Source organism: Nostoc sp. (assembly GCF_036917195.1).
Classification (GTDB): Bacteria; Cyanobacteriota; Cyanobacteriia; order Cyanobacteriales; family Nostocaceae; genus Nostoc.
This window is the reverse complement of the sequence record NZ_JBALDG010000034.1, coordinates 90,325-117,324: the sequence shown is the minus strand read 5'-3', so window position 1 is coordinate 117,324 and position 27,000 is coordinate 90,325. Positions and strand designations below refer to the sequence as shown.

Genomic DNA, 27,000 nt, shown 5'->3' with positions numbered 1-27,000 from the left:
TACAGATTAAAGAGCAAGTATTTTTAAATATGGGGTTCCCTTTCCTCATCTTCTTCATTAGGCTTAGATTCGCGACTTTTCCCTTGAAATCGCAAATCTTGTTGTTCAATGCAGTATTATGTCATAATTCGATTTTCTAATTTTGAACTTTAAATTGTAAATTACTTATGCATTGTTCTGCCACCCTAACCCAACTGGTTGAAGTTCTTTTGGCCAGTCCGATAAACTTATCTGAAACTGCTTTAACACAAGTAAGTAGCGGTATCCAAACAGATAGCCGTACCCTGAAACCGAGTGAAGTATTTTTAGCTTTGCGAGGCGATAAGTTTGATGGACATGAATTTGTGCCAACCGCGATCGCAAAAGGTGCAATAGCTGCAATTGTAGATTTTGAATACGAAAATCCTGGCTTTCCTATATTACAGGTAAAAGACACCCTCAAGGCATATCAGAAAATCGGCAGATGGTGGCGCAATCGCTTTAACATTCCAGTGATTGGCGTAACAGGTTCCGTGGGCAAAACTACAACCAAGGAACTGATCGCCGCAGTTTTAGGAACAAAGGGACGAGTTCACAAAACTTATGAAAATTACAACAACGAAATCGGTGTTCCGAAAACTCTTTTAGAACTTGGCACAGAACATGACTACGCCGTGATCGAAATGGCGATGCGCGGTAGGGGACAAATTGCTGAACTGACGCAAATAGCGCATCCAACAATTGGAGTGATTACTAATGTGGGGACGGCGCATATTGAGTTACTGGGTTCGGAAGAAGCGATCGCTCAGGCAAAATGTGAATTATTAGTCGAAATGGCTGCTGATAGTGTGGCAATACTCAACCACGACAATCCCCTATTAATGGCTACAGCAGCGAAAGTTTGGCACGGACAAGTTTTGACTTACGGCTTTTCTGGTGGCGATATCCAAGGGCAGTTAATTGATCACCAAACTGTGGAAGTCGCAGGAATCCAACTACCTCTGCCGTTGCCTGGGCGTCACAATGCAACTAATTTTTTGGCAGCTTTAGCGGTAGCAAAAGTGTTGGGGATCGATTGGGCAAGTCTCAAAGCAGGTGTGGTGGTGGATATGCCCACAGGGCGATCGCAGCAGTTTGCCTTACCCAACGATGTGGTAATCTTAGATGAAACTTATAATGCTGCACCAGAAGCTATGATAGCAGCCTTGCAATTATTGGTAGACACACCCGGAAAGCGAAAGATTGCCGTATTGGGTGCAATGAAAGAATTGGGAGAGCAATCGCAGCAGTTGCACCAGCGAGTGGGAGAAACAGTGCGAAAGTTAAATCTAGACGGCTTGTTGGTTTTGGTAGATGGACAAGACGCCGAAACGATCGCCCTTAGTGCCGAAGGTATCCCATCAGAGTGCTTTGCAACTCATGCTGATTTGGTGGCTAGATTGAAGACATTTGTGCAAACAGGCGATCGTCTATTGTTCAAAGCCGCCCATTCCGTGGGACTAGATCAGGTAGTCAATCAGTTACGTGCAGAATTTCCCAAATGATACCACTAGAAACTCAACGTCTCATACTGCGAGACTTTGTAGAATCAGATTGGCAAGCGGTTCATAAATATAGCAGCGATGATGAAGTTGTGCGTTATTTGACTTTTGGCCCTAATAGCGAAGAAGATACCAAAAATTTTTTGCAAAGAGAGATTTCATTGCAAGGCGAAGAACCCCGTCAGCATTTTGCCTTGGCAGTGACTTTAAAAGCTCAAAAGCAATTAATTGGTGCTTGTCGCATTTCTACTCTAGATACTGGCAACAAAATAGGCTCTATTGGATACTGTTTTAGTAAAGAATTTTGGGGACAAGGATATGCGACTGAAGCTGTAAAAGCAGTTGTATCATTTGGTTTTCAGGAGTTAGGCTTACATCGCATTTTTGCGACTTGTCACCCAGAAAACATTGCCTCAGCACGAGTTTTGCAAAAAATTGGAATGCAGCAGGAAGGATATTTGCGAGAACACCATTGGATTAAAGGAGAATGGCGAGACTCTTGGCTATATGCGATCCTTGAGCATGAATGAAGAAGCGTCAATTAGGTAGGGATACCCTAACCGATTTTTTATCTGCAAGTGATCGCTTTTTCTCATATGAGCTGATATATTCGTGGGTGCAACCCGCCAATACCAGCAAATTTTTTGAAGGAACTAAACTTAGATAATGGCTAAGTTAGTTAAGTTGCCTTTGTAGCGACTAATCTCAATCATGGCATCTGTGAGAGCAGAGAATCCATTAGTATTATCATTAACTGCCAGAAAAGTCTGCTCATCAGTGCCTTTACCTAGAGTGAAACTTACCGCAGCTTTAGCCACAAAAGCAGTTGCAGTCAATATCTGTTGTACATGTGAAAGATTCAGACTCGCAACAGTGCCAAATTTAACAAAATTAGCTGCTGAAACTGTATTCAGACCATCAATTTTATCTACACATACGCACTACTTGCATCAGCGAGTTGGAGAAATAGTGCGTAGAGGCGTAGCGGCTTGTCGTTAGACATCGCTCGTATGTCTAAATTTCAGGCGTTGTTGGAAAGACTAGGGCTGTTACCGTAGCGTCTTTGAAAAAGAATTGCTGCCAAATTAGTCACCAAACAAGTAATTGCTAGCCACAGCAAGATATAAGTAGGAGCCATCACCACCCCAATCATGAACCAAGTATATACGTGCAATATCATCACGGAAGCGAAAAAGCTGGCAATTCCAGCAGATTGCCACACTTGATATGATGGGCGACGTAACGCTACCAAGCTCATCGTTAAAATTGTGACAAGCAAGTTCGCTGGTACGAGAAATGCACAAATATTTACGCAGTTGCCACGAGAGAACTCAACTAAGGTGTTAAAATCGAGCATTAATTTGTTGGGATAGACGTTAGCTTTTTAAGAATTTAATTTATTCTATTTTAAAATAACTAAATCTACATTAATATATGAGTGAGTAATCACATTGCAAATATAACATAAGTTAAACTATTTAGTTGTATTTTGATACTACCAATAGTTAGTTAATTATAAAGATTTTGGATAAGTAGGGTGGAAAACACCCACCCTAGCTGAATTAACCCGGTAAAATCACTGTATCGATAACGTGTACCACACCATTATCAGCTTCGACATCTGCTGCTAGAACTGTGGCATTTTTAACTTCAAAACCATCAGAAGAATCAATTTTAATGGGTGAACCTTCCACAGAATTAACCGTACCGAGTTGTGCCAAATCAGCCTGTAGCAGCTTTCCTGGAACGACATGATACTTTAAAATCCGCGTTAACTGGGGAATATTCTGTAACAGAGTTTGGATAGTTCCCGCTGGTAACTTGGCAAAAGCATCGTCATTTGGTGCAAACACAGTGAACGGGCCAGGACTTTTTAATGTTTCTACTAAACCAGCAGCTTGTACAGCCGCCACCAGTGTTTTAAAAGACTCAGCCGTAACTGCAATATCAACAATATCAGCCATATATCTTACCTAAATCTCTGCAAAAAATTTTAAAGGATAATAAACCTATTTTAAGTTTTATTAAACAAAATAAATTTAAAATCAGGTGTTGAATAAACTACACGTAGATATGTACTTTTCGTCAGACATCTCCGAAACAGTTCTGAGTGCTGAGTAATATCATGTCCGGCTAATCAACCTGAAAAAAATGTTCCTAGTCAGGACTGAAGTCCTGATTTTGTATCCGCGTATAACTTGGACACATCTGGAACGATGCAAAAATTCTAAACAATGCTCTTTATTACGAACACCAGGCAATTTGGGCTTATGGCACTGCTGGCAAGCTAACTACTACTGAGGTTGGTAAAGCTGTTTTGGCTTTGGCACTCCGCAACCAAGCTGATCATAAAAAACATCAGGATACTTTAGCAGCTACTATCACCAGTTTGGGGGGAACTGCAATAAAAACACAGTCTAGCTATGAATCGTTTCATCCTACATCAAAAAGGGTGAGGGAAACTTGGATAGCGATGTGAATATTGCCAAGCTGGCTTTAGCTTTGGAGACTGATGCTGCGATCCGATCGCCTATAGCCAAGAAATTGCTAAGTTGAAAACTCCAAAATTGATTACTGTCGGGGCGAGTATCGGCTCTACTGAGGCTACCCATGCTGCGGCTATTCGTGCCACTTTCAAAGCTCTGGGAGTAAATCTCGAAATCGTATCAGCGTCTTTTGTTAGCATTGAAACTCATGAAGCCTGGGTGTTGAAGATATAGATAGGGAGTGAGGAGCAGAGGGGAAATTGCACTAAGTCTTTCCCCTTCGCCTCTTGTGCCCAATGCCCATTAATTATGATTTGCTTTCCAGTTTGCTAGGTCAGTTAAAGAGCGATCGCGGTAACGTCCATAACGCTCCTGCTTACTTTTGATTTTCGCACCCAGTTCCGGAAAAATCCCAAAGTTGGGCGGCATTGGTTGAAAATGCTTCGGGGAAGCGGAACTAATAAATTCCAATAACGCACCCATCATTGTTGTTGGTGGTAAAATCAAAGGTTCTTTACCCAAAGCTAGCCGCGCTGCATTAATTCCCGCCAAGCAGCCACCCGCAGCCGCTGCGGTATAGCCTTCAGTACCAATCAACTGTCCAGCTGCTAACAATGTCGGACGCTCTTTAAATTGCAGAGTCGGATGCATTAGCTGAGGAGCATTAATAAAAGTATTGCGGTGCATCACTCCCAACCGCACAAACTCCGCCTTTTCTAAACTTGGAATTAGCTGAAATATTCGCTTTTGCTCACCCCAACGCAGATTAGTTTGGAATCCTACCATATTCCACAGTTGACCGGCTTTATCTTCTTGTCGTAACTGTACCACAGCATAAGGACGTTCTTCTGTGCGAGTATCTGACAATCCCACTGGCTTTAGGGGGCCGTAGCGCATGGTATCTTCCCCCCGCTGTGCTAGTTCTTCAATGGGTAAACAAGCTTCAAAAAATTTCGCCGTTTCCCGTTCAAAACCTTTGAGTTCTGTTTGTTCAGCTTTACAAAGTTCTTCTCGAAACTGCAAGTACTGCTCTTTATTCATTGGGCAGTTGAGATAAGCGGCTTCACCTTTGTCATAACGTGATGCCATAAAAGCAACGTCACGGTTAATCGATTCTCCCACAATAATCGGACTAGCTGCATCGAAAAAGCTGAGGTATTCCATCCCGGTAAAGCGGTGCAAATCTTGGGCTAAGTCGGGACTGGTTAAAGGCCCAGTTGCCAAAACCACAATTCCTTCTGGAATCGCAGACACTTCACCCCGACGAAATTCAATTAAAGGATGGCTAGCTAAAGTTTGAGTCAAGTCTTGGCCAAATTGTCCCCTGTCTACAGCTAGCGCCCCACCTGCCGGAACGGCGTGTTCATCAGCTTTAGAAATGACGATAGAGCCAAGTTGGCGTAATTCTTCGTGTAATAATCCAGCTGCGCGATCGCTTGCCATTGCCCCAAAGGAATTACTACATACTAATTCTGCTAGATGTTCTGTATGATGAGCAGGGCTGAAGCGCTTTGGACGCATTTCATGCAGAATTACTGGTACTCCAGCTTCGGCTATTTGCCAAGCTGCTTCAGTTCCAGCTAGTCCACCTCCAATTACTTGTATCGGTTGTTGTTCCATAGTTAAATTTTTAGTTCCCAACTTCAATTCACCCATTGACAGTGCGGCGATAGAAGCTCAAGTGCGACGAATCGAATCCTCGCTGAACAATATTACCAAAATCAACACTAGTCTAACCAATATGGAAAAAAATACTGAGGGGATTCGGCTAAAGCGTTGAGAAACGAAATTTGGAGTTCTTTAGAGCTAATCACTGAGGCTATCAGTAAAAGCAACCCGCAGGCATAATTAAGTTGGTATAGACAAATATGATTGTAGGGGACTACGGCGATCGCTTCTTCCAAAACGTGAAAATTTGTGAACAGGACGTAGAAATCTAACCCACAGAGCGACAAAATTCTCTATCCCGGCATTAAAGCATTGGGTGGAGTTTTCCCAATTTGGGAATTAATTATGCTTTCAATTTTCTCTGGAGGCTGAGTATCTTGTAACCAACATTCCGTACTTCAATATGTAATATATCGATATTCAAGAATATTTCTTAATCATCAATCATCAAGTATAGGACTTACGCAAAAAACCTCTCAAACTCTCATTCCTCCGTGTACTCTGTGTCTCTGTGGTTCGTTCTTTCATAACCCGTGCGTAAGTCCTGAAGTATTAATACTGACAATGATTGAGGATTTGTAATCGCTATTTAACCACCATTAGCCAGTTGTTAGAAATATTCGTGTATTACACGATGAAATGCGGAATGTGGGGTATAGTTACGATTCTTGTTTTACATCGCCAATAGGATTAATTTCTCCAACAAATTTCAACAAATCCACCATAGTAAATGTACCAGGGTTTTCCGCAGGCAATGTTGGTCTCCAATCTGGGTCAGTCGCCAAAAATGAGTTGCTGTCTTCTTCTAGTAAGCCAACAAAAACTTCAGCCAGAATCCGGCTTCCTACCTGACCCAAACGTTGACCTTGATTCTGAATTTGGGCTTCTTTAAGAATGTAGTACCACAATGGTGTCTCAATATCAAACTTATGCTTGGCTGCAACTTCTCCATCAGAACCAGTGGAGATTTCATCCCTAGTCAAAGGTTCTAATTTCAAGAACCTAGCTACTCTTTGACCGGATGGTAAGCCAACACTCCGACCACGAAGTAAATTTCTTACAGCCAGTGATTTTGGCTCTGGAACATTGGGCAAATTCTTTAAAGGTTCAACAAGAAAAGGATCTATGTTGCGGCTGTGATTAACTTGCACATCAGGATCAATCTCAAAAAATCTTCTCCAGTCAATAACCCAATCACTGGGAATCGGAATATTAAAAGGGTCGTCTAACTTCCCTGATTTAGCAGTGAAAGCAAACAAAAGTTCTAGAGTCGCGGGTGTTTTTCCACCAGGAAGAGGAGTAAAAACACGGTTGTAGTCATAAACTGCACGCACCATACTATGACCAAGACGATAGGCAGCTACAGAAAACTCTATAGGAATAAATGGCTGCTGATCCTCTTTGAATATAAAAAAGCGTCTGCCCTCTTTAAGCACTAATTCTAGCTGTTCTTTGTCAATAATGCGAGTCAAGAAGTCATGAACTACTATCCATTGATAGTGCCAAATTACTAATTCTCTGGCCTTTTCAAAATCCGACTTATCTATGGACTTTGATGATTCAATGGTTTTATTCTTGATACCTGTAACTACTTTGTTGTGAAATTTCAGAAAAGCCAGGTGAAGCTGTGCAACGATTAAGTTTTCATCGTTGCGCGGATCTCCAAGTAGTCCCAGACCACTAGAAGCGCGAGGAAGATCGTTGGGCAATTCTGGAGGAACAGTGGGATCTCCTACTCCAGGGTCTTTATTAGTTGTGCCAATTAAAAACAGATCCTGGTCAGGAAGTTGGTATAGATACGGTTGTACGTCAGGCCCAGAACCATAAATGCTATCAAGATCAAGTGCTGGTGTTCGGAAGTTTGTCAAAGCCAATGGATCGACAATGATCTCTTTAAGAGTAGTGGTGTCTAAGGTAATATCATGATCGACAAATTGACCGAAATAGGTAAAGCCTGCGGGGATGCTTAGATTGTCTCCCTCCGATGTATTCGGGCTAGGATCGCTTAGTGCATTGCCCAGTTCTTTTAAACTTTCCTCAGATGGAATAAAAGGACGAAGTTTTGGAAACAATCTGCCGAACTTACCTGTTTGGGCAAATTCACTTGCTGGTTGATGTTCACCTTTACGAGGAGTAAATCCATGCTGTCTACTCATACAAGCTCCTTTGGATAAAAAATTATTTTCTTGTTTCAAGAATACTTGCATTTTAGTATGGAAAAATAAGTTCTAATATTACCCCTTAGGGTACTATTTCTCTTATCATCTGCTAGTAAAAACAAAGTGTAAATGTCGATGTCACACAAAGCCCGTGGATGGCTTGGTAGTAACTCTGATTGCTCATGGCTGCTATCTGGAATTTCAGGAGTTTTCTCAGCTATAACTGGAGTGTTGATAGCTAATGTATTTTACACTTCAAATTTAGAAATTCAGATTGTAGGCTGGACTGCCTTAATGACAATAATTATTTTATTTTTAGTTAACCTGCAACTGGCGTTACTAGTTCATAATGGTTATAGAAATTAGGGAATAGGGTAAGAGTTTTTCCCAATCCCTAGTACCGCAAGGCGGAAGTCAAAAATCAAAAGTCAAAAGTCAAAAGTATTATGGAATAAGCTCTTTAGGGATTTTAAATGGTTGCTCTATTTACGCCGTAGAGTACTAGTCCCCAGTCACTTTATTTATTATGGAAACTTCCGATCGCGCACTTCTACAGAATAATCTTGCACGGCTTTGGTAATTGTCTCGCGCAAATTTGTGTAAACCTTGGCAAAGGGTGGCTGCTTCTCTGTAAGCCCGAGTACATCTGAGGTAACTAAAACTTGTCCATCGCAGTGAGTTCCTGCACCGATACCAATTGTCGGAATGCTCAGTTTTTGTGTAATCTGCATTGCTAAATCTGCGGGGATATGCTCTAGCACTAGAGAAAATACACCTGCTTGTTCCAGAGCGATCGCTTCAAGTAAAATCCTCTCACTCGCTTCTTGCGTTTTCCCTTGTTGTCGCAAACCAAGTTGATGTACTGATTGCGGTGTCAAACCTATATGACCCATTACCGGGATTCCGGCTTCTACCAAACGAGCCACTGTTTCTGCGATCGCTGGATAGCCACCTTCCAATTTTACCGCTTGAGCGCCTGTTTCCTTCAGTACCCGCCCAGCTGAATGCATCGCTTGCTGGAGACTTTCTTGATACGTTAAAAATGGTAAATCTACAACCACTAATGCGCGTTTAACTCCTCGACGCACGGATTTGGCGTGGTATATCATCTCATCCAAAGTTATGGGTAGTGTTGTTTCATACCCTAGAACTACTGCCATAGAGTCACCCACAAGGATTAAGTCTACACCAGCTGCGTCGAGGAGTTGAGCGATCGCATAATCCCAGGCGGTCAATGCCACAATTGAACGTCCCTGTTGTTTCCATTGAATTAATTGCTGGGTAGTGATTACCATTGCCAATTTTAGATGTTGGATTTTGGATTTTGGATTGGGGATTAGGTATTGGTTATTAGGAATAAATTTTCCTAGTCCCCAGTCCCTACTTAACGGCGCGACTGAAAGCAATATGGGGTTTTGCACCATTTGTTTTGGGCATCAACCAAGCTAGACCTTCACTAGTACCTATCCATAATTTATTGCCGATGTCAGGTGCAAGGGTAAGAACCCGACTAGAAGGGAGTCCAGCAACTTCTGGGTCTAACACAGCTCCTGTATTTGGATTTAATCGTAACAAACCATTGTTAGTCCCGACCCAGACACTACCATCTTTAGCAAAATGTACTGCTGTCACGTTACGCCCACGTAGGCGAGTCACAGACCGCAACACTGCACCAGTTTTTGGGTTAATAACTAGCAAATTATTCGGCATTCCCGCCCAAATTAATCCTTCTGGACTAATAGCTAAAGCTTGTACAGTCGTCCCTGGTAAATCGGCTATCCGCTTCATAATCGCTGCACTAGCAGTATTTACCCGCACTAATCCATCAAGAGTGCCAACCCACAGTTGACCTTCAGCATCTAAAATCATGGTGTTGGCGCTGACACCAGGCAGATTTTTTAATGTTGTCATAATCAAGCCTTGGTCGGGACTAATTAGGGCTAAACCGCTATCAGTTCCAGTCCACAAATAACCCCGCTTGTCAAGTAACAGTGACAACACCCGTTTAAAAGGCAAAAATAAATTTTGTGCGGTGATTTCGTTAGTGCGGGGGTCAACTCGGATTAGTCCCTCATAACTTCCCACCCACAAACGTCCTACTTTGTCTTGGGCTAAAGCACCAATGGTAACATTCGATAACCTTACACGAGAAACAATCTTGCCGGTTTTAGGATCAATCCGCGATAGTCCTCGCCAAGAACCTACCCAAAGATTGCCCGTAAAATCTTCTAGTAAGTTGCCGACACGATAATCAGTTTCTGGCGAATGTTCTTGCACTCCCTCCTCATCGGGTAAGGGTTTTACTCGCGGTGGCGGTGCAGAAGGTGGGTAAACTGGGGTTATACCAGATGAATTAGTGTCAGGGGTTTTTTGTGCCCATCCTATACTTGGCACAGCGATCAACCCCAGCAAGATAGAAGTAATCAATAAACTAGCACGCTTGTAAAACAATACCACGGTGACATTTCCTTTGGAGACAGTACCCATAGCCGTTACCTAAACTGGCTTTGGGTTAATTCCAGTGTTCCCCTAGCTGGGATTAATTAAACGTCATCTGGAATTTTTCTCAAATTTAATCGGCATCGGGCACTTGTAGTGAGCTTGTCCTGAGCTTGCCCTGACTTGTACTAAACGGCTTGCCTTGAGCGACTTATGCCGAGCGGACTTGTACTGAGCTGAGTCGAAGTAGCAGCGTCGTAAAGCCTGCGGCATAGCTACGCTTAGGGCGCAGCCTCTCCAAGAGTTGTATTGAGCATTGGCGAAAGTAATTCTTTAGGACTTACGCACTGTACAAATTGTCTATTATGCGAATAAGGATATTTGGTTGTCTCAAAGTATTGTCGATTTGAACCGGGTGATGATAGCTTTACGAATGCGTAGGCGTAGCCCGTACAACTCTTGGAGACGCTGCGCGTAGCTTGGCACGAAGTGGTACGACAAAGCTCAGTGACCATCGTAGACATCGCTACGGACTTGTATTCTCTGAACCAAAAGACTTGTTCTCTGAAGCAAAAGACTTGTTCTCTGAAGCAAAAGACTTGTCCTTTCAACCAAAAGACTTGTACTTTCAACCAAAAGACTTGTTCTCTGAAGCAAAAGACTTGTTCTCTCAACCATAAGACTTGTCCTTTCAACCAAAAGACTGTCCTTTGAACCAATCGTTATGCACATAATAGCCAATTTGTACAGTGGGTAAGTCCTATTCTTATAACTCCTCAGTCCCAAAAGGCTCTATACAGTTATTCATCACACTTTGTAAATCATTTGTAACAAAATGTTTAAATCTTTATGTAATAACAAATTCATATAGTTAAGTTAAAAACTTTCAAAGAATAACTTATCAATTTCTTGATATATTGTGAAACAAGTTACAAATTACGTGGCGTGGAATTTTTTATCTTTCGCTCACCACTCTGCTAAATCTCTGTCAAGTCAATTTTTTTCTGGTATCTTTTCCATCAACGGGTAAGATATAAGGAGTGTAGAGGCGGGAATGTGTGCCAGCCAGCCCAATCCCCTGAATACTCCAATCCATAGGGGAATTATCTAAATGCTGCCCGCAAAGCGCGGAAGTTTTGGTTAAGTTGAGAAGGTTTAGTTGGGTGCGAAAAAGAGATAAAAAAGAATTTTGATTCGTAGGAAGGGGGAAAAGTAGAAGCGCTAGGACGTGTACCCTAAAAGGGGAGAACACTGGTGAGGGGGGTTACTACCGCTACCAAAGTGTCTGCCGCAAAAAAACTGCTACCTTTTTCCAAAGACAACCACTAACAAAAAATTTCCCAGATATTCTCCCTACTGAAAAGGGGAAAGAGCGCAGTGAAGGGAAGTTGCACAAAACGTGATTTGATAATTAAAAAGAGTGATTTCAGGGAAGGATAAAATATGTCTTACGCTCAAACGAGGACTCAGAGCAAATCTGGGTATAAAGCCGGTGTTCAAGATTACAGACTAACTTATTACACACCCGATTACACACCTAAAGATACTGATCTTCTAGCTGCGTTCCGCATGACACCCCAGCCTGGTGTTCCTCCCGAAGAAGCAGGTGCGGCTGTAGCGGCTGAGTCTTCCACAGGTACTTGGACAACAGTGTGGACAGACTTGCTCACCGACCTCGATCGCTACAAAGGTCGTTGTTACGATATTGAACCAGTTCCCGGTGAAGACAACCAGTACATCTGTTACGTTGCCTATCCCCTGGACTTGTTTGAAGAAGGCTCTGTAACCAACGTCTTGACCTCAATTGTAGGTAACGTGTTTGGTTTCAAAGCTCTGCGGGCACTGCGTCTAGAAGACATCCGCTTTCCAGTAGCTTACATCAAGACCTTCCAAGGGCCTCCCCACGGTATCCAAGTTGAGCGCGACAAGTTAAACAAATACGGTCGTCCTTTGCTGGGTTGTACAATTAAGCCGAAATTGGGTCTTTCCGCTAAGAACTACGGACGCGCTGTATACGAGTGCTTGCGCGGTGGTTTGGACTTCACCAAAGACGACGAAAACATAAACTCCGCACCATTCCAAAGATGGCGCGATCGCTTCTTGTTCGTCGCTGAAGCTATCAACAAAGCTCAAGCTGAAACCGGTGAAATTAAAGGTCACTACCTAAACGTCACCGCTCCTACCTGTGAAGAAATGCTGAAGCGGGCTGAGTACGCGAAAGAACTCAAAATGCCCATCATCATGCATGACTACCTCACCGCAGGTTTCACCGCCAACACCACATTGGCTCGTTGGTGTCGTGATAACGGTCTGTTGCTGCACATTCACCGTGCTATGCACGCTGTAATTGACCGTCAAAAGAACCACGGTATCCACTTCCGTGTATTGGCTAAAGCCCTACGTTTGTCTGGTGGTGACCACATCCACACCGGTACCGTAGTTGGTAAGTTGGAAGGTGAGCGTGGCATCACAATGGGCTTCGTTGACCTGTTGCGTGAAAACTACATTGAGCAAGACAAGGCTCGTGGTATCTACTTTACCCAAGACTGGGCTTCTCTACCTGGTGTAATGGCAGTTGCTTCTGGTGGTATCCACGTATGGCACATGCCCGCGCTGGTAGAAATCTTTGGTGATGACTCTGTACTACAGTTCGGTGGTGGTACTCTGGGGCATCCTTGGGGTAACGCTCCTGGTGCAACCGCTAACCGCGTCGCCTTGGAAGCAGTTATTCAAGCTCGTAACGAAGGCCGCAACTTGGCTCGTGAAGGTAACGATATCATCCGTGAAGCTGCCAAGTGGTCTCCTGAACTGGCTGTTGCTTGCGAACTGTGGAAAGAAATCAAGTTCGAGTTTGAAGCAATGGATACCGTCTGATCTGAGTTAACAGTTAAGAGTTAAGAGTTAGAAGTAGAGACGCGACGCCAGTCGCTACAACGGGGAGCCACTGCTGTCTTGGGGTTTCCCCAAGTGGAGCAAGTGGCGTGGGAACCCCCGCAACGCGCTGGCTCATTAATCGCGCCTCTACAAAAGACTCATAACTTATAACTCTTCAGGGCTGGGGTGAAGCATGAATCTTAAGCAAATTGCGAAGGACACAGCCAAGACTCTCCAAAGCTACCTGACTTATCAGGCTCTAAGGATAGTACTGGCACAGCTAGGCGAAACAAATCCTCCATTAGAACTTTGGTTGCATAACTTTTCGTCTGGCAAAATTCAGAATGGTGAATCATACATTGAGCAACTGTTGCGAGAAAAACCAGATTTGGCTTTGCGAATCATGACTGTCAGGGAACACATTGCGGAAGAAATTATCGAATTTTTACCGGAAATGGTTCGCACTGGCATTCAGCAAGCCAACATGGAACAGCGTCGCCAGCATTTAGAACGGATCACACGATTAGACACATCCAACCCCAGTCTACAACCAGAACAGCAAGCAACTTCAGATCCGAATTTGGATAACTTATCCAATTAGTTGGGTCAACCTAGTAGTAAAAAATCGCAACCCATTATCAAAAGCTATGCAAACTTTACCAAAAGAGCGTCGTTACGAAACCCTTTCTTATCTACCCCCCCTGTCTGACGCTCAAATTGCCAAGCAGATCCAGTACATTTTGAATCAAGGTTACATTCCAGCGATCGAGTTTAACGAAACTTCTGAGCCAACAGAATTATATTGGACAATGTGGAAGCTGCCTTTGTTCGGTGCTCAATCGACTCAAGAAGTATTGAGCGAAGTTCAAGGATGCCGTTCTCAATTCAACACCAGCTATATCCGTGTTGTAGGTTTTGACAACATCAAGCAGTGCCAAATTCTCAGCTTTCTTGTTCACAGACCCAACAAAGCCAACAGATACTAAAGTTAGCAAGCTTTAAGTAATTGGTTTATGCAATAGGAGAGGTAGAATTATCTGCCTCTCCTATTTATTAGATTTGTTTTGAAATGCAAAGGGACGCAGAGTTATTCACTGAGTTACTCTGCGTGGCTCTGCGTTTTTTAAGAGAGTAATAAATGGAATTAGAGCAATCAAAACTGTACCGAAATCGTTCCCACAACACTAAAAGGTGCACCAGGAATCACACCTAAGCGATCGCTATTTGGTGAGCCAAGATAATATTCTGTGTCGAACAAATTACGGAAGTTCAGTTGCGCTCGCCAGTTGTCCCGTCGGTAGAAAATTGAACTATCGAAGCGAAGATAGCTAGGAATTACGTAGGTGTTGGCAAGGTCGCCAGCGCGATCGCCTACATAATAAACGCCTAAACCAAATCCCAAGCCTTTTAAATTTCCTCTCTGGAGTTGATAAGTTGTCCATAAACTGGCAGTATGACGGGGCGCATTGTCAAACCGATTTCCTACAGGAGTAAGATTGTCGCTACTAACGAAGGCATCATTGTAGGCATAGGCAGCAATCACATTTAATCCTGGTAAAATTTCACCAGATATATCTAGTTCAATCCCTCGGCTTTTCACTTCTCCGGTCAAAATATCGAAGGCTGAGTTATTCAGATCGGCTGTGGGAATATTAGTCTTTGTAATGTCATAGAAAGCCAGGGTTCCACCAAATTTGCCAAAGTCTAGTTTGGTTCCCACTTCATATTGTGTTGACCGTTGTGGTGGTGGAATATCCCCACTTTCTAATGTGGCAAAACTTGGCTCAAAACCTTTTGTAAAGGAGGCATACAACGATACAGGTTGTAAGGGTTGGTAGACAATTCCGACTCTGGGATTGAAAGCAGTGAAATTGGCTTCGGTAGGTGTTGAATTCAATCGGTTAAATTGATTTCGTTCAAAACTATCGAATCGTCCACCTAGCAATAACTTTAAATTATTAGTAAAAGCAATCTGGTCTTGGAGGTAAAAACCATAAGTTGTATAGTTTTCATCACGGTTATTGGTAATGGTAAGTGTGTCCAGAGAATATCTGTCAGAAGAACGAATGGGATTAAAGATATTAATTGATGGATACGAACCACTTTCACCAACTCCAAACTTCAAGTCTGTGTTAATTTCCTTACCATACTCAAACCCAGCTAACAATTTATGCTCTATCGAACCAGTCTTAAAGTTACCCAGGATATCTAAATTATTGAAATAACTGCGGTAAAGACCCTCCCCAGCATAGGTACGACGCGTCAACTCTCCCGTTGTTTCATTCAAACCTGTGTATAGTGGATAGAGACGACTCAGGTTAAACCACTTAGCAAAGAAGGTATTGCGAACTGACCAATTCTGGTTAAACTGATGATCTAATGTGATAGTTAAGTTATACTTGCGAACACTATTTTTACCAAAAGGTTCGTTTATTCCATCGGTTTCACTGAAATAGCGCGAGATTGGAATCGCTGCAATCCCGCGACCGATGGAGGGAATACCCAGATCGACCGAAGTATCAGCATCGATAAACTCGAACTCCAATGTTAATTTTGTCGCGGGTGAAATGTTCCACTGCACGGTTGGCGTAAAGAAATAACTCTCGCGGTTGACTCCATCGCGGAAACTGAGGGTTTGCTCGTAAGAGCCGATAAAGCGATATAAAAGGGTTTTATCTGCGTTCAACGGCCCAGAAATATCCAAGGAAGGTCGATACAAACCGAAACTACCCGCCGAGAATGATAAGTTGTAGTAAGGTTCGTTTAGTGGCTTTTTCGTGACTAAATTGACGATTCCACCGGGAGATCCCTGTCCAAATAAAACACCTGCTGGCCCTTTTAATACTTCAATCCGCTCTAAATTATCTGTCGTAACCAGGTCATATTGAAAAGGGTTTGCACTACCATTTTTAAAAAAGCTACCACTATCAAAACCACGAATATTAATTTGTTCGCTAACGCCTTGATAGGTAGAAGCGTTGACGCCACTAACATTTTGCAGTGCTTGATTAACTTGAGTAACAGCACGGTCTTCAATTATCTGGCGGGGAATAACTTGAATCGAAGCCGGAATATCACGTAGAGGAGTATCTGTCTTAGTTGCAGTTGAGGCATCCTGTGCGCGATATCCATCTTGTTCACCGGTCACCACAAGCTCAATCGGCTCATTTTGTTGTGCTGCTGGTTCTTGCTGCGGTGCAGAGAGTACTGGCTTTTCTTCGGCTTGGGGTGTTTGAGGTGGCTGCGTTGCTGTTGCAGCAGAAGTTATACCGAAAACCAGACCTGCATCATCATCATATAACTCAACTGTAGGCAAAGTTTTCTCACCCACTACTATGACTCGCACAGTATTTGCATCAAGATTATCTACTGTTATTTCAGTAATTCCCGCAAGCGGTTTCTGGGAACGAAATGTATAAGTATCGCCCGACGGTAAACGCAATTGCCCGCCAGAGACATCGACAATAAAATTATTACCAGCACTACGATTTGTAACTTGCAGTCGAGTCCCTGCAGTTATCTCTAAAATTATTTCTACACCTTTATCAGTGGAATTTGCCTTAACTCCTGTGATTGGTACTATTTCTGATGTAGGTGTTATTTGTGGTATAGACGACTGCATTAGTAAGGGTTGGGTATTTGATTTTACTTGTGCTGACACAGGCACAATAACCAAAGCACTCAAACATCCTGATATCAGTGCCAGCCACAACTGAAAACTGTTAGATAACCACCAACTCTTCATCACAACTCCTCAAACACCAACTTGCTGAACCTGACTTTATTGACAATTAACAATTCTTATCAAGAAGCTTACAGGAATGCTTTAGTGTGTGAAAGTGAACTATGGTCGTTAGAGGGAATTTTTTGAACGCTAGCGGGAATTCTTTCGGATAGTTAAATATTCTTTAGGATTAACTCCAAATTTTTTTCTAAAAGCAGATGCAAAATAACTGCGACTAGCAAAACCCACTATTCGCGCTACTTCTACAACATTCATATCTCCTGTTTGCAATAGTTGTCGTGCTTTTTCGAGGCGGTAGTGATGTAAGTAGTGAAAAGCAGTTGTACCAAAGGCGAGACGGAAACCCCGCTTAAGAGTACATTCATTCAAACCTACTTGTCGTGACAAATTTACCAAAGAGGGAGGATTGTCAAGATTTTGTAATAAAATTTCTCTTGCATGGTGCAGGCGTTCTAAATCATCTGATTTCAGAGAATGAGTCGAATTTTTACCTTTTCGCGCTTCTATTTCTTGTTCCACCAATAACGCCATTAGATCCAAAACTCTTGCTTCCAAATACATGCGTTTAGTTATGCCGTAGTAAGGACATTGTAAAATTTGCTGTAAGCAGGCTTGCATCTGAGGAGTAATTTTTCCAGAATTTTGGTAATAAATCCGATTTTCTGCTGCAATTAAATGCTGTAATTCTGTTGGTAAATCTCCCGATTTATCGCCAATAAATGAACGAAAAACCTCTGGTTCCATGTGAACATTAATTTGTATCTGGTGTCCTGGTGATGATTGACAATATTCTTGCGGTGCAATTCCACTACCGCACAAACCATATTCTTTGGTATTAATAGAGGAAAATGGAGCTGTATAACTTCCACAGAGTTGAAAATTGTATTCTAGGGGATGTTCCCGTTCATGATGAAGAAGAATTATTCCATCGAAGTTGTGGTAGTTGCCAATGTTTAACTCGATTCCTTGCCGTAGCCGAATGATTCGTGAGTAACCTTGACCTAATTGCTGAGGATACTTGTAGATAATGTCTAAGTCATCATTAGGGTCAAATTTACTTATATTATCGGCATTTTCATCCCAGAGTTCCCAGTAAGCTTGGTGTGAAATTGTTACTACCATTACCTGTATACTACATTTAAATGAGAATTAGATTTATTAAGCATACAGATAATGTTGGTAATAATGAATCAGGTAAGAGCGATCGCTGAAGTTAAAACTGGCAACTGATGGAGCCTACAATTGTAAACAACTCACCTCTTTGAACAGAGGTTCTGCCGTAAATTCTCGGTAGTTGCCCGAATTCAATCAACGAGTGCCCGAATTCAATCAACGAGTGCCCGAATTCAATCAACGACTGCCCGAATTCAATCAACGACTGCCCGAATTCAATAAACGACTGCCCGAATTCAGTAAACGAGTGCCCGAATTCAATCAACGAGTGCCTGAATTCAATCAACGACTGCCCGAATTCAATCAACGACTGCCCGAATTCAATCAACGACTGCCCGAATTCAATCAACGAGTGTCCGAATTCAATCAACGACTGTCCGAATTCAATATTAAGAATTTAGCAAAAAGGATAAATTGAGTATTTATACTTGAATAAGAATCGCTTTGTTAGGAGACATCGCTAACAGTATGTTTGATGAGATTGCCGAATTCACGGTTGCAACACCTGGGGTAATTGTCCATCTTGATTGGCAGCAAAAGAATATAGTGATTCAGGCAGCATACGAATACTCACCTCCAGAAAGGAGTTTTTATTCAAATGATCGGTCGTTCTCTTTGGAGTTAATCCACTTCCCAAAAAAAGGTATTCTCCTGCACAAACAGTTTTGTATTCATCCCCATGTTCCCCAGAAAAATGAAAGTGATACTCTAACCACTTCCTTTCCTGTTCTGGGTGTGTTTTGATTATGCGATCGCGCATTTGGAAATTCCCAATTTCCAACTCTAACCCTTGACGCAACTGAATATTCCGCCAGTAACCTTGTCCGAGTTGTTGCGGGTATTTGTACACCACGTCCAACACATCATTTGGATCTGGGTATTGGCAAGGTTCTACCGTCTCCTCAAATAGTTCATCAAAGGCTTTTTCGGAAATGGTGATTGTCATAGCGAGCAATTGAGATAAAAATTTTCTAATTAATAAAAAATTATCTCATTACAAAGTTTGATCTGATTTTGGTGATACACCTTTGGCATTTGGAAGGGCGATCGCGCCAGCACAGATCGCCCTCATTCTCTAACTTTTTACTCAAGGCTCAATCATCTTCATTGATTTTTCTCTGGGATTTTTACCTTTGTAGCGATACCACCACATCACAAAGCCAGTAATAGATAGAATCAGCGGTGAAAGTCCAACAAATATGTAGAGAATGCGGGTAGGTAAGCCACCAAAAGTACCATAATGCATTGGTGAAAACGAGTTGAAAACAACGTCAGCTCGTGATGGCTCCAAACCATTTTTTAGTTGCACCACTTTCCCTGTATACTGGTCAAGATATACTTGAGAGCGACCGTACTCCCAAGTTTCTTCAGGCTGTTTTTTGCCCACCCTAAACACTCCTTCTGGTGTTTGTGGCAGACTCATATAGGTAGTAGCAGCACCTGGTAGGGCAGCATCAGCTTTTTTGAGAATTTCGTCTAGCCTCAAGGGTGACTTGCCCTTTATAAGTTGAGAAACTGGTGTGGGTGGAATAGGAGTGAAGGTTGCTGCGTAGATCACAGGTTGAGAAAAATCCCAAAAATTCCAGCACACGCCTGTGAAAGCAATCATAGTCAAGAAAACAGCTGCAATAATGCCTGCCACCTTGTGAATATCAAAATTGGTTCGCTTGAGATGTGCATTCCACTTGATTTTGAAATTGAGTGCAGCCCGGAATCGATCGCGTTTGTAGAAGATGGCAGCATCGGTGCGAAGGTAACTTGGCAGCTCAAAAGTGTTTGCCAAATCTCCCTGGCGATCGCCAACATAAAACACTCCAGCACCAATGCCGAATCCCTTCAAACCGCCCGATTGAATCTCGTAGGTTGTCCACAAGTTGAAGCTGTGCTTGGGAATATTATTTAAAAGATCACCAACCGCAAATGTGTTGTCTTTGGTAACTTCTGCATCGGTGTAAGCATAGCCCGCAATCATATTCCAACCCGGCAAAATTTCACCTGATATATCAAACTCAATGCCTCGACTTCGCTGTTCACCTACTTGAATGGACAATAAAGGATTATTGAGATCAGCCGTTGTGACATTGGTGCGGGTCAAGTTATAGAACGCCAGAGTGCTAGACAGCCGATTTGACAAATCTGCCTTGATACCAACTTCGTACTGTGTACCTTCTTCTGGTTTGGGCAGAGCGTTGGCAAAGATTGACCCGGCTGGTTGAAATGACTGGCTGTAGCTGGCATAGAGAGAAAGCGGCAAAATCGGCTGATAAACAATGCCAACTCGCGGGCTGAAGGCTTCTTGTTGCTGGAATTCAGTAATCGATCTAATCGAATCGTCTCGCTGTTGGCTGGCAATATCAAAGCGTCCACCCAGTAATAGTTTGAGATTTGACAGCAGGGTTTCGGCTCAAGCTTAATCTACGTCAAATTTGTATTTCTTTTACGTAGATTCAATGTTTTATGAAGCAAAAAGGCAGATTACTTCATAAAAATGTCTGTTTGCTTGCTGATTTTACCGAAATGAGTAAGCATTTAGCCTAAATGCTTTCTCATTTTGCCGATCGCTTTCTCATTTCGGTGTTTTCCGCAAGCCAAATCCCTGTTTGCTTACTCCTAAAGCCTAAATGCTTTCTCATTTGGGTAGATCGCGTACTCATTTTAGTGTTTTCCGCAAGCAAAATCCCTGTTTGCTTTCTCAATATGCTTGATTACTTTCTCAGTTGGGTAATTTAGGCAGGTGATCGCTTATATTTTCGTCAGTCCAAAGTCCAGTTCTTATTCCCCTCTAGAAAAGGTGAGTTAGGGATGGTCAAAACTCCCAATAAATCGTGCCCTGCACCGTTAACGGATCGCCTGGAAAAACCTGCGTTCTGCTTGTCGCAGACTCGAAATAATCTACGTTGAATATGTTCTTGAAGTTCAAAGCAGCACGAAAGCGATCGCGTTTGTAGAAAACAGCGGCATCACTACGGAAATAACTGGGTACAGTGAAGGTATTTGCTAAATCTCCCTGCCTATCTCCGACATAGAACAAACCTAAACCAAATCCTAATCCCTGAAGATTGCCTTTTGGAATTTCGTAGGTTGTCCATAAATTAAAACCATGTTGGGGAACGTTGTTGATCTGGTTGCCAACTAGAGTACGGTTATCTTTTGTAACGCGGGCATCAGTGTAGGCCTAATCCGCAGAGATATTCCACCCAGGCAGGATTTCACCAGCTACATCGAACTCAATCCCCTGACTTTTCTGCTCTCCTGTTTGAACTGTTAACAAAGGATTGGTCGGATCGGCGGCGGTTGCGAGGAATGATACCATTTGGATTGGGTAAGATGCTCCCTAGAGCTGGAATGCCATAGTAGCCGCTTTTCTCCTGGTCAAGATATTCTGCTTCTAGGCTGAGTTTTGTGCGATCGCTAATTTGCCAATTTAAAACAGGGGCAATGTAGTAGCGGCGCTTGTGAAAAAAGTCAATGAAGCTTTCTTGTGTCTGAGCTACACCGTTGAATTATTACCAGTACTGCGATTTGTAACTTGCAACTGTTGCCCAAGAGCAGTTTGTAAAATAATCTCTACACCTTTATCGGTGGGATTAGCTTTCACTCCGGTAATCTGAACTAATTCTGATCTTGGCGACTGTACAAGTTTTTCGGCACTAGTGAGATGATGGTCAATCTCACTCAGATACGGGATTTTAGTAATTGGTGCTGATTGCGATCGCACTTCATCTAGCTGCATTACCCAGCATAGGGCTAGTATACCTGCAAAACGCAGCCAGTTGATTCAATTATTTTTGTTAAATTTCATACTTGCCTCACACCCAAATCACTTATGCGATTGTTGTCAATAACGCAGATACCTATTATAAGTCAATAAGAAATATTCTTATTTAGCTGATAATTAACTCTATAGAAAATAATCTTATAATTGCAAATATTTATCAAGTAAATTTGATAATAGCTGTTCAAAAATTGGACAAATTCGCCAAAATAAAAGTTTTATTGGCTAAATTGAATCAGTTAATTTTCTCTATTTAGATATAAAACTTGGCATTAATTATGTGGTTTTGTCAATAAAAATCTTGATAAAATTATTATTTACAAGGTCTGCTTTTTCCAATATAGGTAAATTTTATTACTATAATTTACGCATTGACAGAAAACGCTAAATGTAATGGCCAGGTTTCAGGCATTCAATGTTGATTTTTAAGCGATCGCTATCCTCAAAAAAAACTTAACATTAACTTCAGAAGTGTTAATTATTCATAAGACAAGCTCATGGGTTACTACATCGCTCCCCGCTTTCTGGACAAACTGGCTGTCCACATCACCAAAAACTTTCTAAAGCTTCCTGGTGTGCGAGTTCCCGTGATTTTGGGTATTCATGGACGCAAAGGAGAAGGCAAAACATTTCAATGTCAATTAGTCTTCGAGAAAATGGGTATCGAAGTGACTAACATATCTGGCGGCGAATTGGAAAGTCCAGATGCAGGAGATCCAGCCCGGTTGATTCGGCTGCGCTATCGGGAAACAGCGGAACTGATCAAAGTACGCGGCAAAATGTGTGTACTGATGATTAACGATTTGGATGCGGGGGCTGGACGCTTTGATGAAGGCACTCAATATACTGTGAATACGCAGTTGGTGAATGCCACACTGATGAATATTGCTGATAATCCCACAGATGTGCAACTGCCTGGAAGCTATGATTCCACGCCTTTACATCGTGTACCGATTATTGTCACAGGTAATGATTTTTCCACCCTCTATGCACCGTTAATTCGGGATGGACGGATGGAGAAATTTTATTGGGAACCAGACAGAGACGATAAGGTGGGAATTGTCAAGGGAATTTTTGAACAGGATGGACTGTCACAGCGGGAAGTTGAACAGCTAGTTGATACTTTTGTCAATCAGTCTATTGACTTTTTTAGCGCTTTGCGATCGCGCATTTATGACGAACAAATCCGCAACTACATCCATCAAGTAGGTTTTGAGCAGGTATCCTTGAGTGTGGTTAATAGCGTTAAAGGGCCACCAGAATTTAAAAAGCCAGATTTCAGGTTGTCTCACTTAATCGAGTCTGGTAACTTCCTCGTTGGTGAACAAAAACGGGTGGAAAATTCTCATTTGGTTGATGATTACAATCGACTCAATCGAGGTAGAAATTCTCAATCTGCACCACCTGCTGCTATACCAATTAATCAGCCACCACGCAATGGTGTAACTCAAGAAGTAAAAACTAATGGATTTCAGCAACAGGAAGTATCGAGTACACATTTGAGCTTGGATACACAAGCACAAATTAGGCAATTATTGTCTCAAGGTTACAAAGTTATCGTCGAACACGTAGATGAGCGCCGTTTCCGCACAGGTTCATGGCAAACTTGTGTTCATAGCCACATCGATGCAGAGTCTGATGCAATCTCAAACTTGGAATCAACTCTGGCAGAATATAGCGGTGAGTACGTGCGCTTGGTAGCTATTGATCCAAAAGCGAAGCGACGGGTTTTGGAGACGATTATTCAGCGTCCGAATAGAAAAAATTAGGGGTAGATAAATGAAAAAAGCGATGTCTACCGACAAGCCCTTCTCTACCTTGAGCTGCGCTATTGTAAGACATCGAGGACTCGTTGGCATAGCCTCTCCAAGAGTTGAGGCTGCGCTAACGACGGGAACCACCTTGGCGCAGCCCAAGGTAAACAAGACTGCGACCTCCTCCAACCGTGACGTATTTGCTGCGAATATCTCCAGTTTGGGCTTAATTTTTGTCTCGCTACAAGGTCAAAAGACCAAACATTATATGGTCACTGCTAACTTTCGCCTGGAACAGCGATTCAGTAATCGGCGAAGAAAATAAAAATCAACTTAGCCGCTTCGTAATGAGTCAAAGAAAAAATAGAGCAAACACTTGCCAATCAATGCTTGTAGCGATAAGCAAGCCGGGAGCATTCGTCAGAGGTTAAGGTCAGATACCATTTGTCAATAAGCAATACTACTTAAAATATTGCCTTGAATTGGGGTTGGAAACACAATTTTTGAACAGGTGATGCCCTACCACTTCCCTAGGGAACGCTCCGCGAACGTAGAAGCAAGTGGGAGCGGAGCGTCTACGTAGAGTTGGCGGACTGTGAGGCTCCTGCGTCGCCACGCTATCGGTGACGCGTAATCTTAATATGCATCATTCATTCTTGGCTGATCAGTGGAGTATAATAGCTAATTTAATACCTCTGTATCTGCTAAATTTTCAGCATAATTTCTAATTGACAAAAGAAAGATTATCTTAAACTCTTACTGATGATTTCCAAGGGACTGATACATGATGCACAAGTTAGAGGATGATCAGCATACTCTCTGACTTGCTACTAAGGGTGCTGTTCGCCAAATACCTTTAGCTCCTATTTGTTTTCCCGGCAGTCTCTTTTGAAATCCCTTTTTTCTGGTTTCTTGCTTTCTTCGCTGACTTCTTGCTCTAGTTTATTTTCAGATGTTTCGCTATGTATCTGTTGAACTTCAGTGTCTAATTTCTCTTTGCTTTTGAGACTGTCTGATGATGGAGGTAGTGAACTATTGCTGGAATTTTGCTCTAATTTTTCTAGTTGTTCGACTGCAAGCGAATGAAGATTTACCGCAACTTCTAGCAATTTCTGTTTATCTAGAGATTGGAAGTAGTCCTGACTCATTTGTGCTAGGTCTTCTTTACTCAGTCGATTCATTGGTTAGAACTGCACCTGTGTTTTATTACATTACTATACGGTTGCTACTTACATTTTCTAGGAGCAGTGCTACTCATGAAATGGGCAAAGAGTGAAAAGTTACAATTCAGCATCATCATTTATCAATTAAAAATCCATTCAAAAAAATAAAAATGAATTTATATTTTCGAGTTAGAGTAATTATCTTAACATTTTTTTCATGGATTAGTAATCCCCATCCATTATTTGCCCAATCTACACCTCCATCGGGTGTAACTATTCCTCCTAATACTCCCGGTAAAGTCGAACAAACAATTCCCCAACCGACACAATCACCAACTTTTTCTACTCCCCCATCTCCCAGTAATCCTATTCTGTCTCCAAATCCAATTGACAATCCCCTGGATACAACTTTTTCCACAGATGAAAGCTTTTTTGTGAAAGAAATTCAAATTATAGGCAATACTGTTTTAAAAGAAGAAATCACTAAATTAAAACAATTACTAGAAAACAAAAACATCACATTCGAGCAGTTGTTAGAATTGCGATCGCAAATCACCCAACTCTATATCAAAGAAGGTTACATTACCAGTGGTGCATTTCTCCTTAACAACCAAAATCTTAACAGTGGTATCATTAAAATCCAAATAGTTGAAGGAGAATTGGAAGCTATAGAATTAAGCGGATTGCAAAGGCTTCAAGAAGGATATGTGCGTTCTCGAATTGCTCGCGCTACACAGACACCCCTGAATCAGAAACGACTCGAACAAGCATTGCAATTATTACAAATTGACCCCTTAATTGCGCGGGTTAACGCCGAACTGACAGCCGGAAGTACCCCTGGAAGCAACATTTTACGTTTGCAACTCAAGGAAGCACCTGCATTTCACGCTGGAATGGAAGTTGCTAATAGCCAATCTCCCAGTATTGGTTCCGAACAAGGAAGTGTATTCATCGAACATGAAAACTTACTGGGTTTAGGTGATAAATTCTACGCTGAATATAGAATTACCAAAGGGTTAAACCTCTACGATATCAGCTACAACGTTCCTTTTAACGCTTTAAATGGAACAATTGGTGTCCGTTATAACAACAGCGATAGTAAAATTATTGAAGACGACTTCCGTGATTTAGATATTCGCAGCGAAAGTCGTACCCTTTCATTTAACGTTCGTCAACCGTTACAGCGCACTCCAGAGAGCGAATTTGCCCTTGGTTTAGCATTCGATTTACGCCGCAGTCAGACATTCTTACTAAATGATATCCCTTTCTCATTTTCCGAAGGCCCCGAAGAAGGAGAATCAAAAATTACAGCAATTCGATTTTCTCAAGATTGGTTGCAGCGAGATGCAGATAGGGTTTTAGCTGCGCGATCACAATTTAGTATAGGTATAGGTGCATTCGACGCTACAGTAAATGTTACAGGCACAGACGGACAATTTTTTACCTGGTTGGGGCAATTTCAATGGGTGCAAAGATTATCTCCTCGTGCGATTATACTAGCAAAAATTGACGCGCAATTAACTGGTGACTCTCTACTTTCCTTAGAAAAATTTAGCATCGGTGGAGTTGAAACAGTCCGCGGATATAACCAGAATCAAGTCGTTACCGACAATGGGATAATTGCCTCTGTTGAAGCTCGTCTTCCCCTGACATCCAACACTAATACCCTACAGTTAGTACCATTTTTCGATTTTGGTACGGGGTGGAATAATCGCATTAGTAATCCTAGTCCCCAAACCCTTACTAGCTTGGGTTTAGGCTTGCGATGGCAACCATTTCAAGGCTTAGATTTACGCGCAGACTACGCAATCCCACTGTTTGGAGTAGATAATAAAGGTGACTCACTACAAGATAATGGATTTAATTTCTCATTGCGCTATCAACCTTTTTAAGAGGTTGTTCATGCTCAGTCTTTACACCAAACATAAAAATGACGTTGGGAATTTCCAATATATCTGCTTACCACGGACAACCACCAAATTTTAGCTATTTATTGTTATCAAATATAAATCTGCATAAAATTGCAGTTAAAGTAGCAAACTTATGCACATTAATAAGCATAAATGGTGCATGAATTCATTTGCCAATAACTGTAATCTACAAGTAAAGCAAAAGCAATTGAATTGCTAATTAAATTACTCGAATCGGAAATAAACAAATGTCAATTAAAAAAGCCAGTCAGTAACTTGGAGATATTACTGTTTCCCAAGTAGTACTAAGTGCGATCGCATGTTTTAAAAACGC

Annotated in this window: 24 protein-coding genes and 2 pseudogenes; 11 read left to right on the top strand and 15 right to left on the bottom strand. The window is 42.1% G+C overall.

What is annotated here, in order from left to right; translation table 11 throughout:
- Positions 1 to 167: 167 nt before the first annotated feature.
- A complete protein-coding gene (murF, locus tag V7K40_RS12390; RefSeq protein ID WP_334959899.1) occupies positions 168 to 1,523 on the top strand; it encodes a UDP-N-acetylmuramoyl-tripeptide--D-alanyl-D-alanine ligase in 1,356 nt (451 codons plus the stop codon).
- Complete coding sequence (locus tag V7K40_RS12385; RefSeq protein WP_334959897.1) at positions 1,520 to 2,050, top strand: GNAT family N-acetyltransferase; 531 nt, start codon at positions 1,520 to 1,522, stop codon at positions 2,048 to 2,050. The genes murF and V7K40_RS12385 overlap by 4 nt, the downstream gene beginning before the upstream one ends.
- A 129-nt stretch (positions 2,051 to 2,179) precedes the next feature.
- Here the strand turns inward: V7K40_RS12385 and V7K40_RS12380 are convergent, their stop codons facing one another.
- The 3 genes from V7K40_RS12380 to V7K40_RS12370 all read right to left on the bottom strand — a co-directional run bounded on the left by V7K40_RS12380 (position 2,180) and on the right by V7K40_RS12370 (position 3,484).
- Positions 2,180 to 2,356 (bottom strand): bluetail domain-containing putative surface protein, encoded by a 177-nt coding sequence (locus V7K40_RS12380; RefSeq protein WP_334959895.1) that lies wholly within the window; start codon positions 2,354 to 2,356, stop codon positions 2,180 to 2,182.
- A gap of 185 nt (positions 2,357 to 2,541) precedes the next feature.
- On the bottom strand, positions 2,542 to 2,877 hold the full coding sequence (locus V7K40_RS12375) for a hypothetical protein (RefSeq protein WP_334959893.1): 336 nt from the start codon (positions 2,875 to 2,877) through the stop codon (positions 2,542 to 2,544).
- Positions 2,878 to 3,082: 205 nt separating this feature from the next.
- The gene (locus V7K40_RS12370; RefSeq protein ID WP_334959891.1) at positions 3,083 to 3,484 is read right to left on the bottom strand and encodes a fasciclin domain-containing protein; all 402 of its coding nucleotides are present in this window, start codon (positions 3,482 to 3,484) and stop codon (positions 3,083 to 3,085) included.
- A 242-nt stretch (positions 3,485 to 3,726) separates the two neighbouring features.
- On the opposite strand from V7K40_RS12370, the gene V7K40_RS12365 reads away from it, so the two are divergent.
- Positions 3,727 to 3,999, top strand: a complete 273-nt coding sequence (locus V7K40_RS12365) for a DUF4439 domain-containing protein (RefSeq protein ID WP_334959999.1) — start codon at positions 3,727 to 3,729, stop codon at positions 3,997 to 3,999.
- Between the two features lie 73 nt (positions 4,000 to 4,072).
- Positions 4,073 to 4,240 (top strand): hypothetical protein, encoded by a 168-nt coding sequence (locus tag V7K40_RS12360; protein WP_334959889.1) that lies wholly within the window; start codon positions 4,073 to 4,075, stop codon positions 4,238 to 4,240.
- Positions 4,241 to 4,309: 69 nt separating this feature from the next.
- On the opposite strand, the gene trmFO is transcribed toward V7K40_RS12360, so the two are convergent.
- Together trmFO and V7K40_RS12350 are read right to left on the bottom strand one after the other, a co-directional pair.
- Complete coding sequence (trmFO, locus tag V7K40_RS12355; protein ID WP_334959887.1) at positions 4,310 to 5,626, bottom strand: FADH(2)-oxidizing methylenetetrahydrofolate--tRNA-(uracil(54)-C(5))-methyltransferase TrmFO; 1,317 nt, start codon at positions 5,624 to 5,626, stop codon at positions 4,310 to 4,312.
- 707 nt (positions 5,627 to 6,333) lie between these two features.
- Positions 6,334 to 7,830, bottom strand: a complete 1,497-nt coding sequence (locus V7K40_RS12350) for a heme peroxidase family protein (RefSeq protein WP_334959885.1) — start codon at positions 7,828 to 7,830, stop codon at positions 6,334 to 6,336.
- A 138-nt stretch (positions 7,831 to 7,968) separates the two neighbouring features.
- Here V7K40_RS12350 and V7K40_RS12345 point away from each other — a divergent pair, with 138 nt between their 5' ends.
- Positions 7,969 to 8,199 carry a hypothetical protein gene (locus V7K40_RS12345; protein ID WP_334959883.1) on the top strand — a complete coding sequence of 77 codons (231 nt, stop codon included), beginning with the start codon at positions 7,969 to 7,971 and terminating at the stop codon, positions 8,197 to 8,199.
- A 158-nt stretch (positions 8,200 to 8,357) separates the two neighbouring features.
- Here the strand turns inward: V7K40_RS12345 and panB are convergent, their stop codons facing one another.
- Together panB and V7K40_RS12335 are read right to left on the bottom strand one after the other, a co-directional pair.
- A complete protein-coding gene (gene panB, locus V7K40_RS12340) occupies positions 8,358 to 9,128 on the bottom strand; it encodes a 3-methyl-2-oxobutanoate hydroxymethyltransferase (RefSeq protein ID WP_334959881.1) in 771 nt (256 codons plus the stop codon).
- A gap of 85 nt (positions 9,129 to 9,213) precedes the next feature.
- Positions 9,214 to 10,320 (bottom strand): two-component regulator propeller domain-containing protein, encoded by a 1,107-nt coding sequence (locus V7K40_RS12335; protein ID WP_334959879.1) that lies wholly within the window; start codon positions 10,318 to 10,320, stop codon positions 9,214 to 9,216.
- Positions 10,321 to 10,751: 431 nt separating this feature from the next.
- Here V7K40_RS12335 and V7K40_RS12330 point away from each other — a divergent pair, with 431 nt between their 5' ends.
- The 4 genes from V7K40_RS12330 (at position 10,752) to V7K40_RS12315 (ending at position 14,132) form a co-directional block, all read left to right on the top strand.
- Complete coding sequence (locus V7K40_RS12330; RefSeq protein WP_334959877.1) at positions 10,752 to 10,952, top strand: hypothetical protein; 201 nt, start codon at positions 10,752 to 10,754, stop codon at positions 10,950 to 10,952.
- A gap of 763 nt (positions 10,953 to 11,715) precedes the next feature.
- A complete protein-coding gene (locus V7K40_RS12325; RefSeq protein WP_334959875.1) occupies positions 11,716 to 13,146 on the top strand; it encodes a form I ribulose bisphosphate carboxylase large subunit in 1,431 nt (476 codons plus the stop codon).
- Between the two features lie 193 nt (positions 13,147 to 13,339).
- On the top strand, positions 13,340 to 13,747 hold the full coding sequence (locus V7K40_RS12320; RefSeq protein ID WP_334959873.1) for a chaperonin family protein RbcX: 408 nt from the start codon (positions 13,340 to 13,342) through the stop codon (positions 13,745 to 13,747).
- Between the two features lie 46 nt (positions 13,748 to 13,793).
- Positions 13,794 to 14,132, top strand: a complete 339-nt coding sequence (locus V7K40_RS12315; protein WP_334959871.1) for a ribulose bisphosphate carboxylase small subunit — start codon at positions 13,794 to 13,796, stop codon at positions 14,130 to 14,132.
- Positions 14,133 to 14,299: 167 nt separating this feature from the next.
- Here the strand turns inward: V7K40_RS12315 and V7K40_RS12310 are convergent, their stop codons facing one another.
- The 7 genes and pseudogenes from V7K40_RS12310 to V7K40_RS12280 all read right to left on the bottom strand — a co-directional run bounded on the left by V7K40_RS12310 (position 14,300) and on the right by V7K40_RS12280 (position 21,797).
- Positions 14,300 to 16,891 (bottom strand): TonB-dependent siderophore receptor, encoded by a 2,592-nt coding sequence (locus V7K40_RS12310; protein WP_334959869.1) that lies wholly within the window; start codon positions 16,889 to 16,891, stop codon positions 14,300 to 14,302.
- A gap of 129 nt (positions 16,892 to 17,020) precedes the next feature.
- Positions 17,021 to 18,013: a helix-turn-helix domain-containing protein gene (locus tag V7K40_RS12305; RefSeq protein ID WP_334959867.1), complete on the bottom strand. Its 993-nt coding sequence runs from the start codon at positions 18,011 to 18,013 to the stop codon at positions 17,021 to 17,023.
- A gap of 91 nt (positions 18,014 to 18,104) precedes the next feature.
- Complete coding sequence (locus tag V7K40_RS12300; protein ID WP_334959865.1) at positions 18,105 to 18,434, bottom strand: hypothetical protein; 330 nt, start codon at positions 18,432 to 18,434, stop codon at positions 18,105 to 18,107.
- Between the two features lie 120 nt (positions 18,435 to 18,554).
- Positions 18,555 to 19,010, bottom strand: a complete 456-nt coding sequence (locus V7K40_RS12295; RefSeq protein ID WP_334959863.1) for a hypothetical protein — start codon at positions 19,008 to 19,010, stop codon at positions 18,555 to 18,557.
- A gap of 141 nt (positions 19,011 to 19,151) precedes the next feature.
- Positions 19,152 to 20,462 (bottom strand): annotated as a pseudogene (locus tag V7K40_RS12290) (TonB-dependent receptor); the annotation flags it as partial.
- Positions 20,463 to 20,870: 408 nt separating this feature from the next.
- Positions 20,871 to 21,341 (bottom strand): annotated as a pseudogene (locus V7K40_RS12285) (TonB-dependent receptor); the annotation flags it as partial.
- 213 nt (positions 21,342 to 21,554) lie between these two features.
- A complete protein-coding gene (locus V7K40_RS12280) occupies positions 21,555 to 21,797 on the bottom strand; it encodes a hypothetical protein (RefSeq protein ID WP_334959861.1) in 243 nt (80 codons plus the stop codon).
- A gap of 539 nt (positions 21,798 to 22,336) precedes the next feature.
- Here V7K40_RS12280 and V7K40_RS12275 point away from each other — a divergent pair.
- Positions 22,337 to 23,608, top strand: a complete 1,272-nt coding sequence (locus V7K40_RS12275; protein ID WP_334959859.1) for a ribulose bisphosphate carboxylase small subunit — start codon at positions 22,337 to 22,339, stop codon at positions 23,606 to 23,608.
- An 848-nt stretch (positions 23,609 to 24,456) separates the two neighbouring features.
- On the opposite strand, the gene V7K40_RS12270 is transcribed toward V7K40_RS12275, so the two are convergent.
- Complete coding sequence (locus tag V7K40_RS12270) at positions 24,457 to 24,774, bottom strand: hypothetical protein (RefSeq protein ID WP_334959857.1); 318 nt, start codon at positions 24,772 to 24,774, stop codon at positions 24,457 to 24,459.
- Positions 24,775 to 24,926: 152 nt separating this feature from the next.
- On the opposite strand from V7K40_RS12270, the gene V7K40_RS12265 reads away from it, so the two are divergent.
- Entirely contained in the window at positions 24,927 to 26,648 is a 1,722-nt protein-coding gene (locus tag V7K40_RS12265; RefSeq protein WP_334959855.1) for a ShlB/FhaC/HecB family hemolysin secretion/activation protein, read from the top strand.
- The last annotated feature ends 352 nt before the right edge of the window (positions 26,649 to 27,000 follow it).

Bases quoted from the DNA above. Each gene is read 5' to 3' on its own strand.
- V7K40_RS12280 (WP_334959861.1), bottom strand. From the start codon at position 21,797: ATGCAGCTAGATGAAGTGCGATCGCAATCAGCACCAATTACTAAAATC.
- V7K40_RS12375 (WP_334959893.1), bottom strand. From the start codon at position 2,877: ATGCTCGATTTTAACACCTTAGTTGAGTTCTCTCGTGGCAACTGCGTA.
- V7K40_RS12270 (WP_334959857.1), bottom strand. From the start codon at position 24,774: ATGAATCGACTGAGTAAAGAAGACCTAGCACAAATGAGTCAGGACTAC.
- V7K40_RS12265 (WP_334959855.1), top strand. From the start codon at position 24,927: ATGAATTTATATTTTCGAGTTAGAGTAATTATCTTAACATTTTTTTCA.
- V7K40_RS12335 (WP_334959879.1), bottom strand. From the start codon at position 10,320: ATGGGTACTGTCTCCAAAGGAAATGTCACCGTGGTATTGTTTTACAAG.
- V7K40_RS12325 (WP_334959875.1), top strand. From the start codon at position 11,716: ATGTCTTACGCTCAAACGAGGACTCAGAGCAAATCTGGGTATAAAGCC.
- panB (WP_334959881.1), bottom strand. From the start codon at position 9,128: ATGGTAATCACTACCCAGCAATTAATTCAATGGAAACAACAGGGACGT.
- trmFO (WP_334959887.1), bottom strand. From the start codon at position 5,626: ATGGAACAACAACCGATACAAGTAATTGGAGGTGGACTAGCTGGAACT.
- V7K40_RS12305 (WP_334959867.1), bottom strand. From the start codon at position 18,013: ATGGTAGTAACAATTTCACACCAAGCTTACTGGGAACTCTGGGATGAA.
- V7K40_RS12315 (WP_334959871.1), top strand. From the start codon at position 13,794: ATGCAAACTTTACCAAAAGAGCGTCGTTACGAAACCCTTTCTTATCTA.
- V7K40_RS12385 (WP_334959897.1), top strand. From the start codon at position 1,520: ATGATACCACTAGAAACTCAACGTCTCATACTGCGAGACTTTGTAGAA.
- V7K40_RS12310 (WP_334959869.1), bottom strand. From the start codon at position 16,891: ATGAAGAGTTGGTGGTTATCTAACAGTTTTCAGTTGTGGCTGGCACTG.
- V7K40_RS12370 (WP_334959891.1), bottom strand. From the start codon at position 3,484: ATGGCTGATATTGTTGATATTGCAGTTACGGCTGAGTCTTTTAAAACA.
- murF (WP_334959899.1), top strand. From the start codon at position 168: ATGCATTGTTCTGCCACCCTAACCCAACTGGTTGAAGTTCTTTTGGCC.
- V7K40_RS12350 (WP_334959885.1), bottom strand. From the start codon at position 7,830: ATGAGTAGACAGCATGGATTTACTCCTCGTAAAGGTGAACATCAACCA.
- V7K40_RS12295 (WP_334959863.1), bottom strand. From the start codon at position 19,010: ATGACAATCACCATTTCCGAAAAAGCCTTTGATGAACTATTTGAGGAG.
- V7K40_RS12275 (WP_334959859.1), top strand. From the start codon at position 22,337: ATGGGTTACTACATCGCTCCCCGCTTTCTGGACAAACTGGCTGTCCAC.
- V7K40_RS12345 (WP_334959883.1), top strand. From the start codon at position 7,969: ATGTCACACAAAGCCCGTGGATGGCTTGGTAGTAACTCTGATTGCTCA.
- V7K40_RS12320 (WP_334959873.1), top strand. From the start codon at position 13,340: ATGAATCTTAAGCAAATTGCGAAGGACACAGCCAAGACTCTCCAAAGC.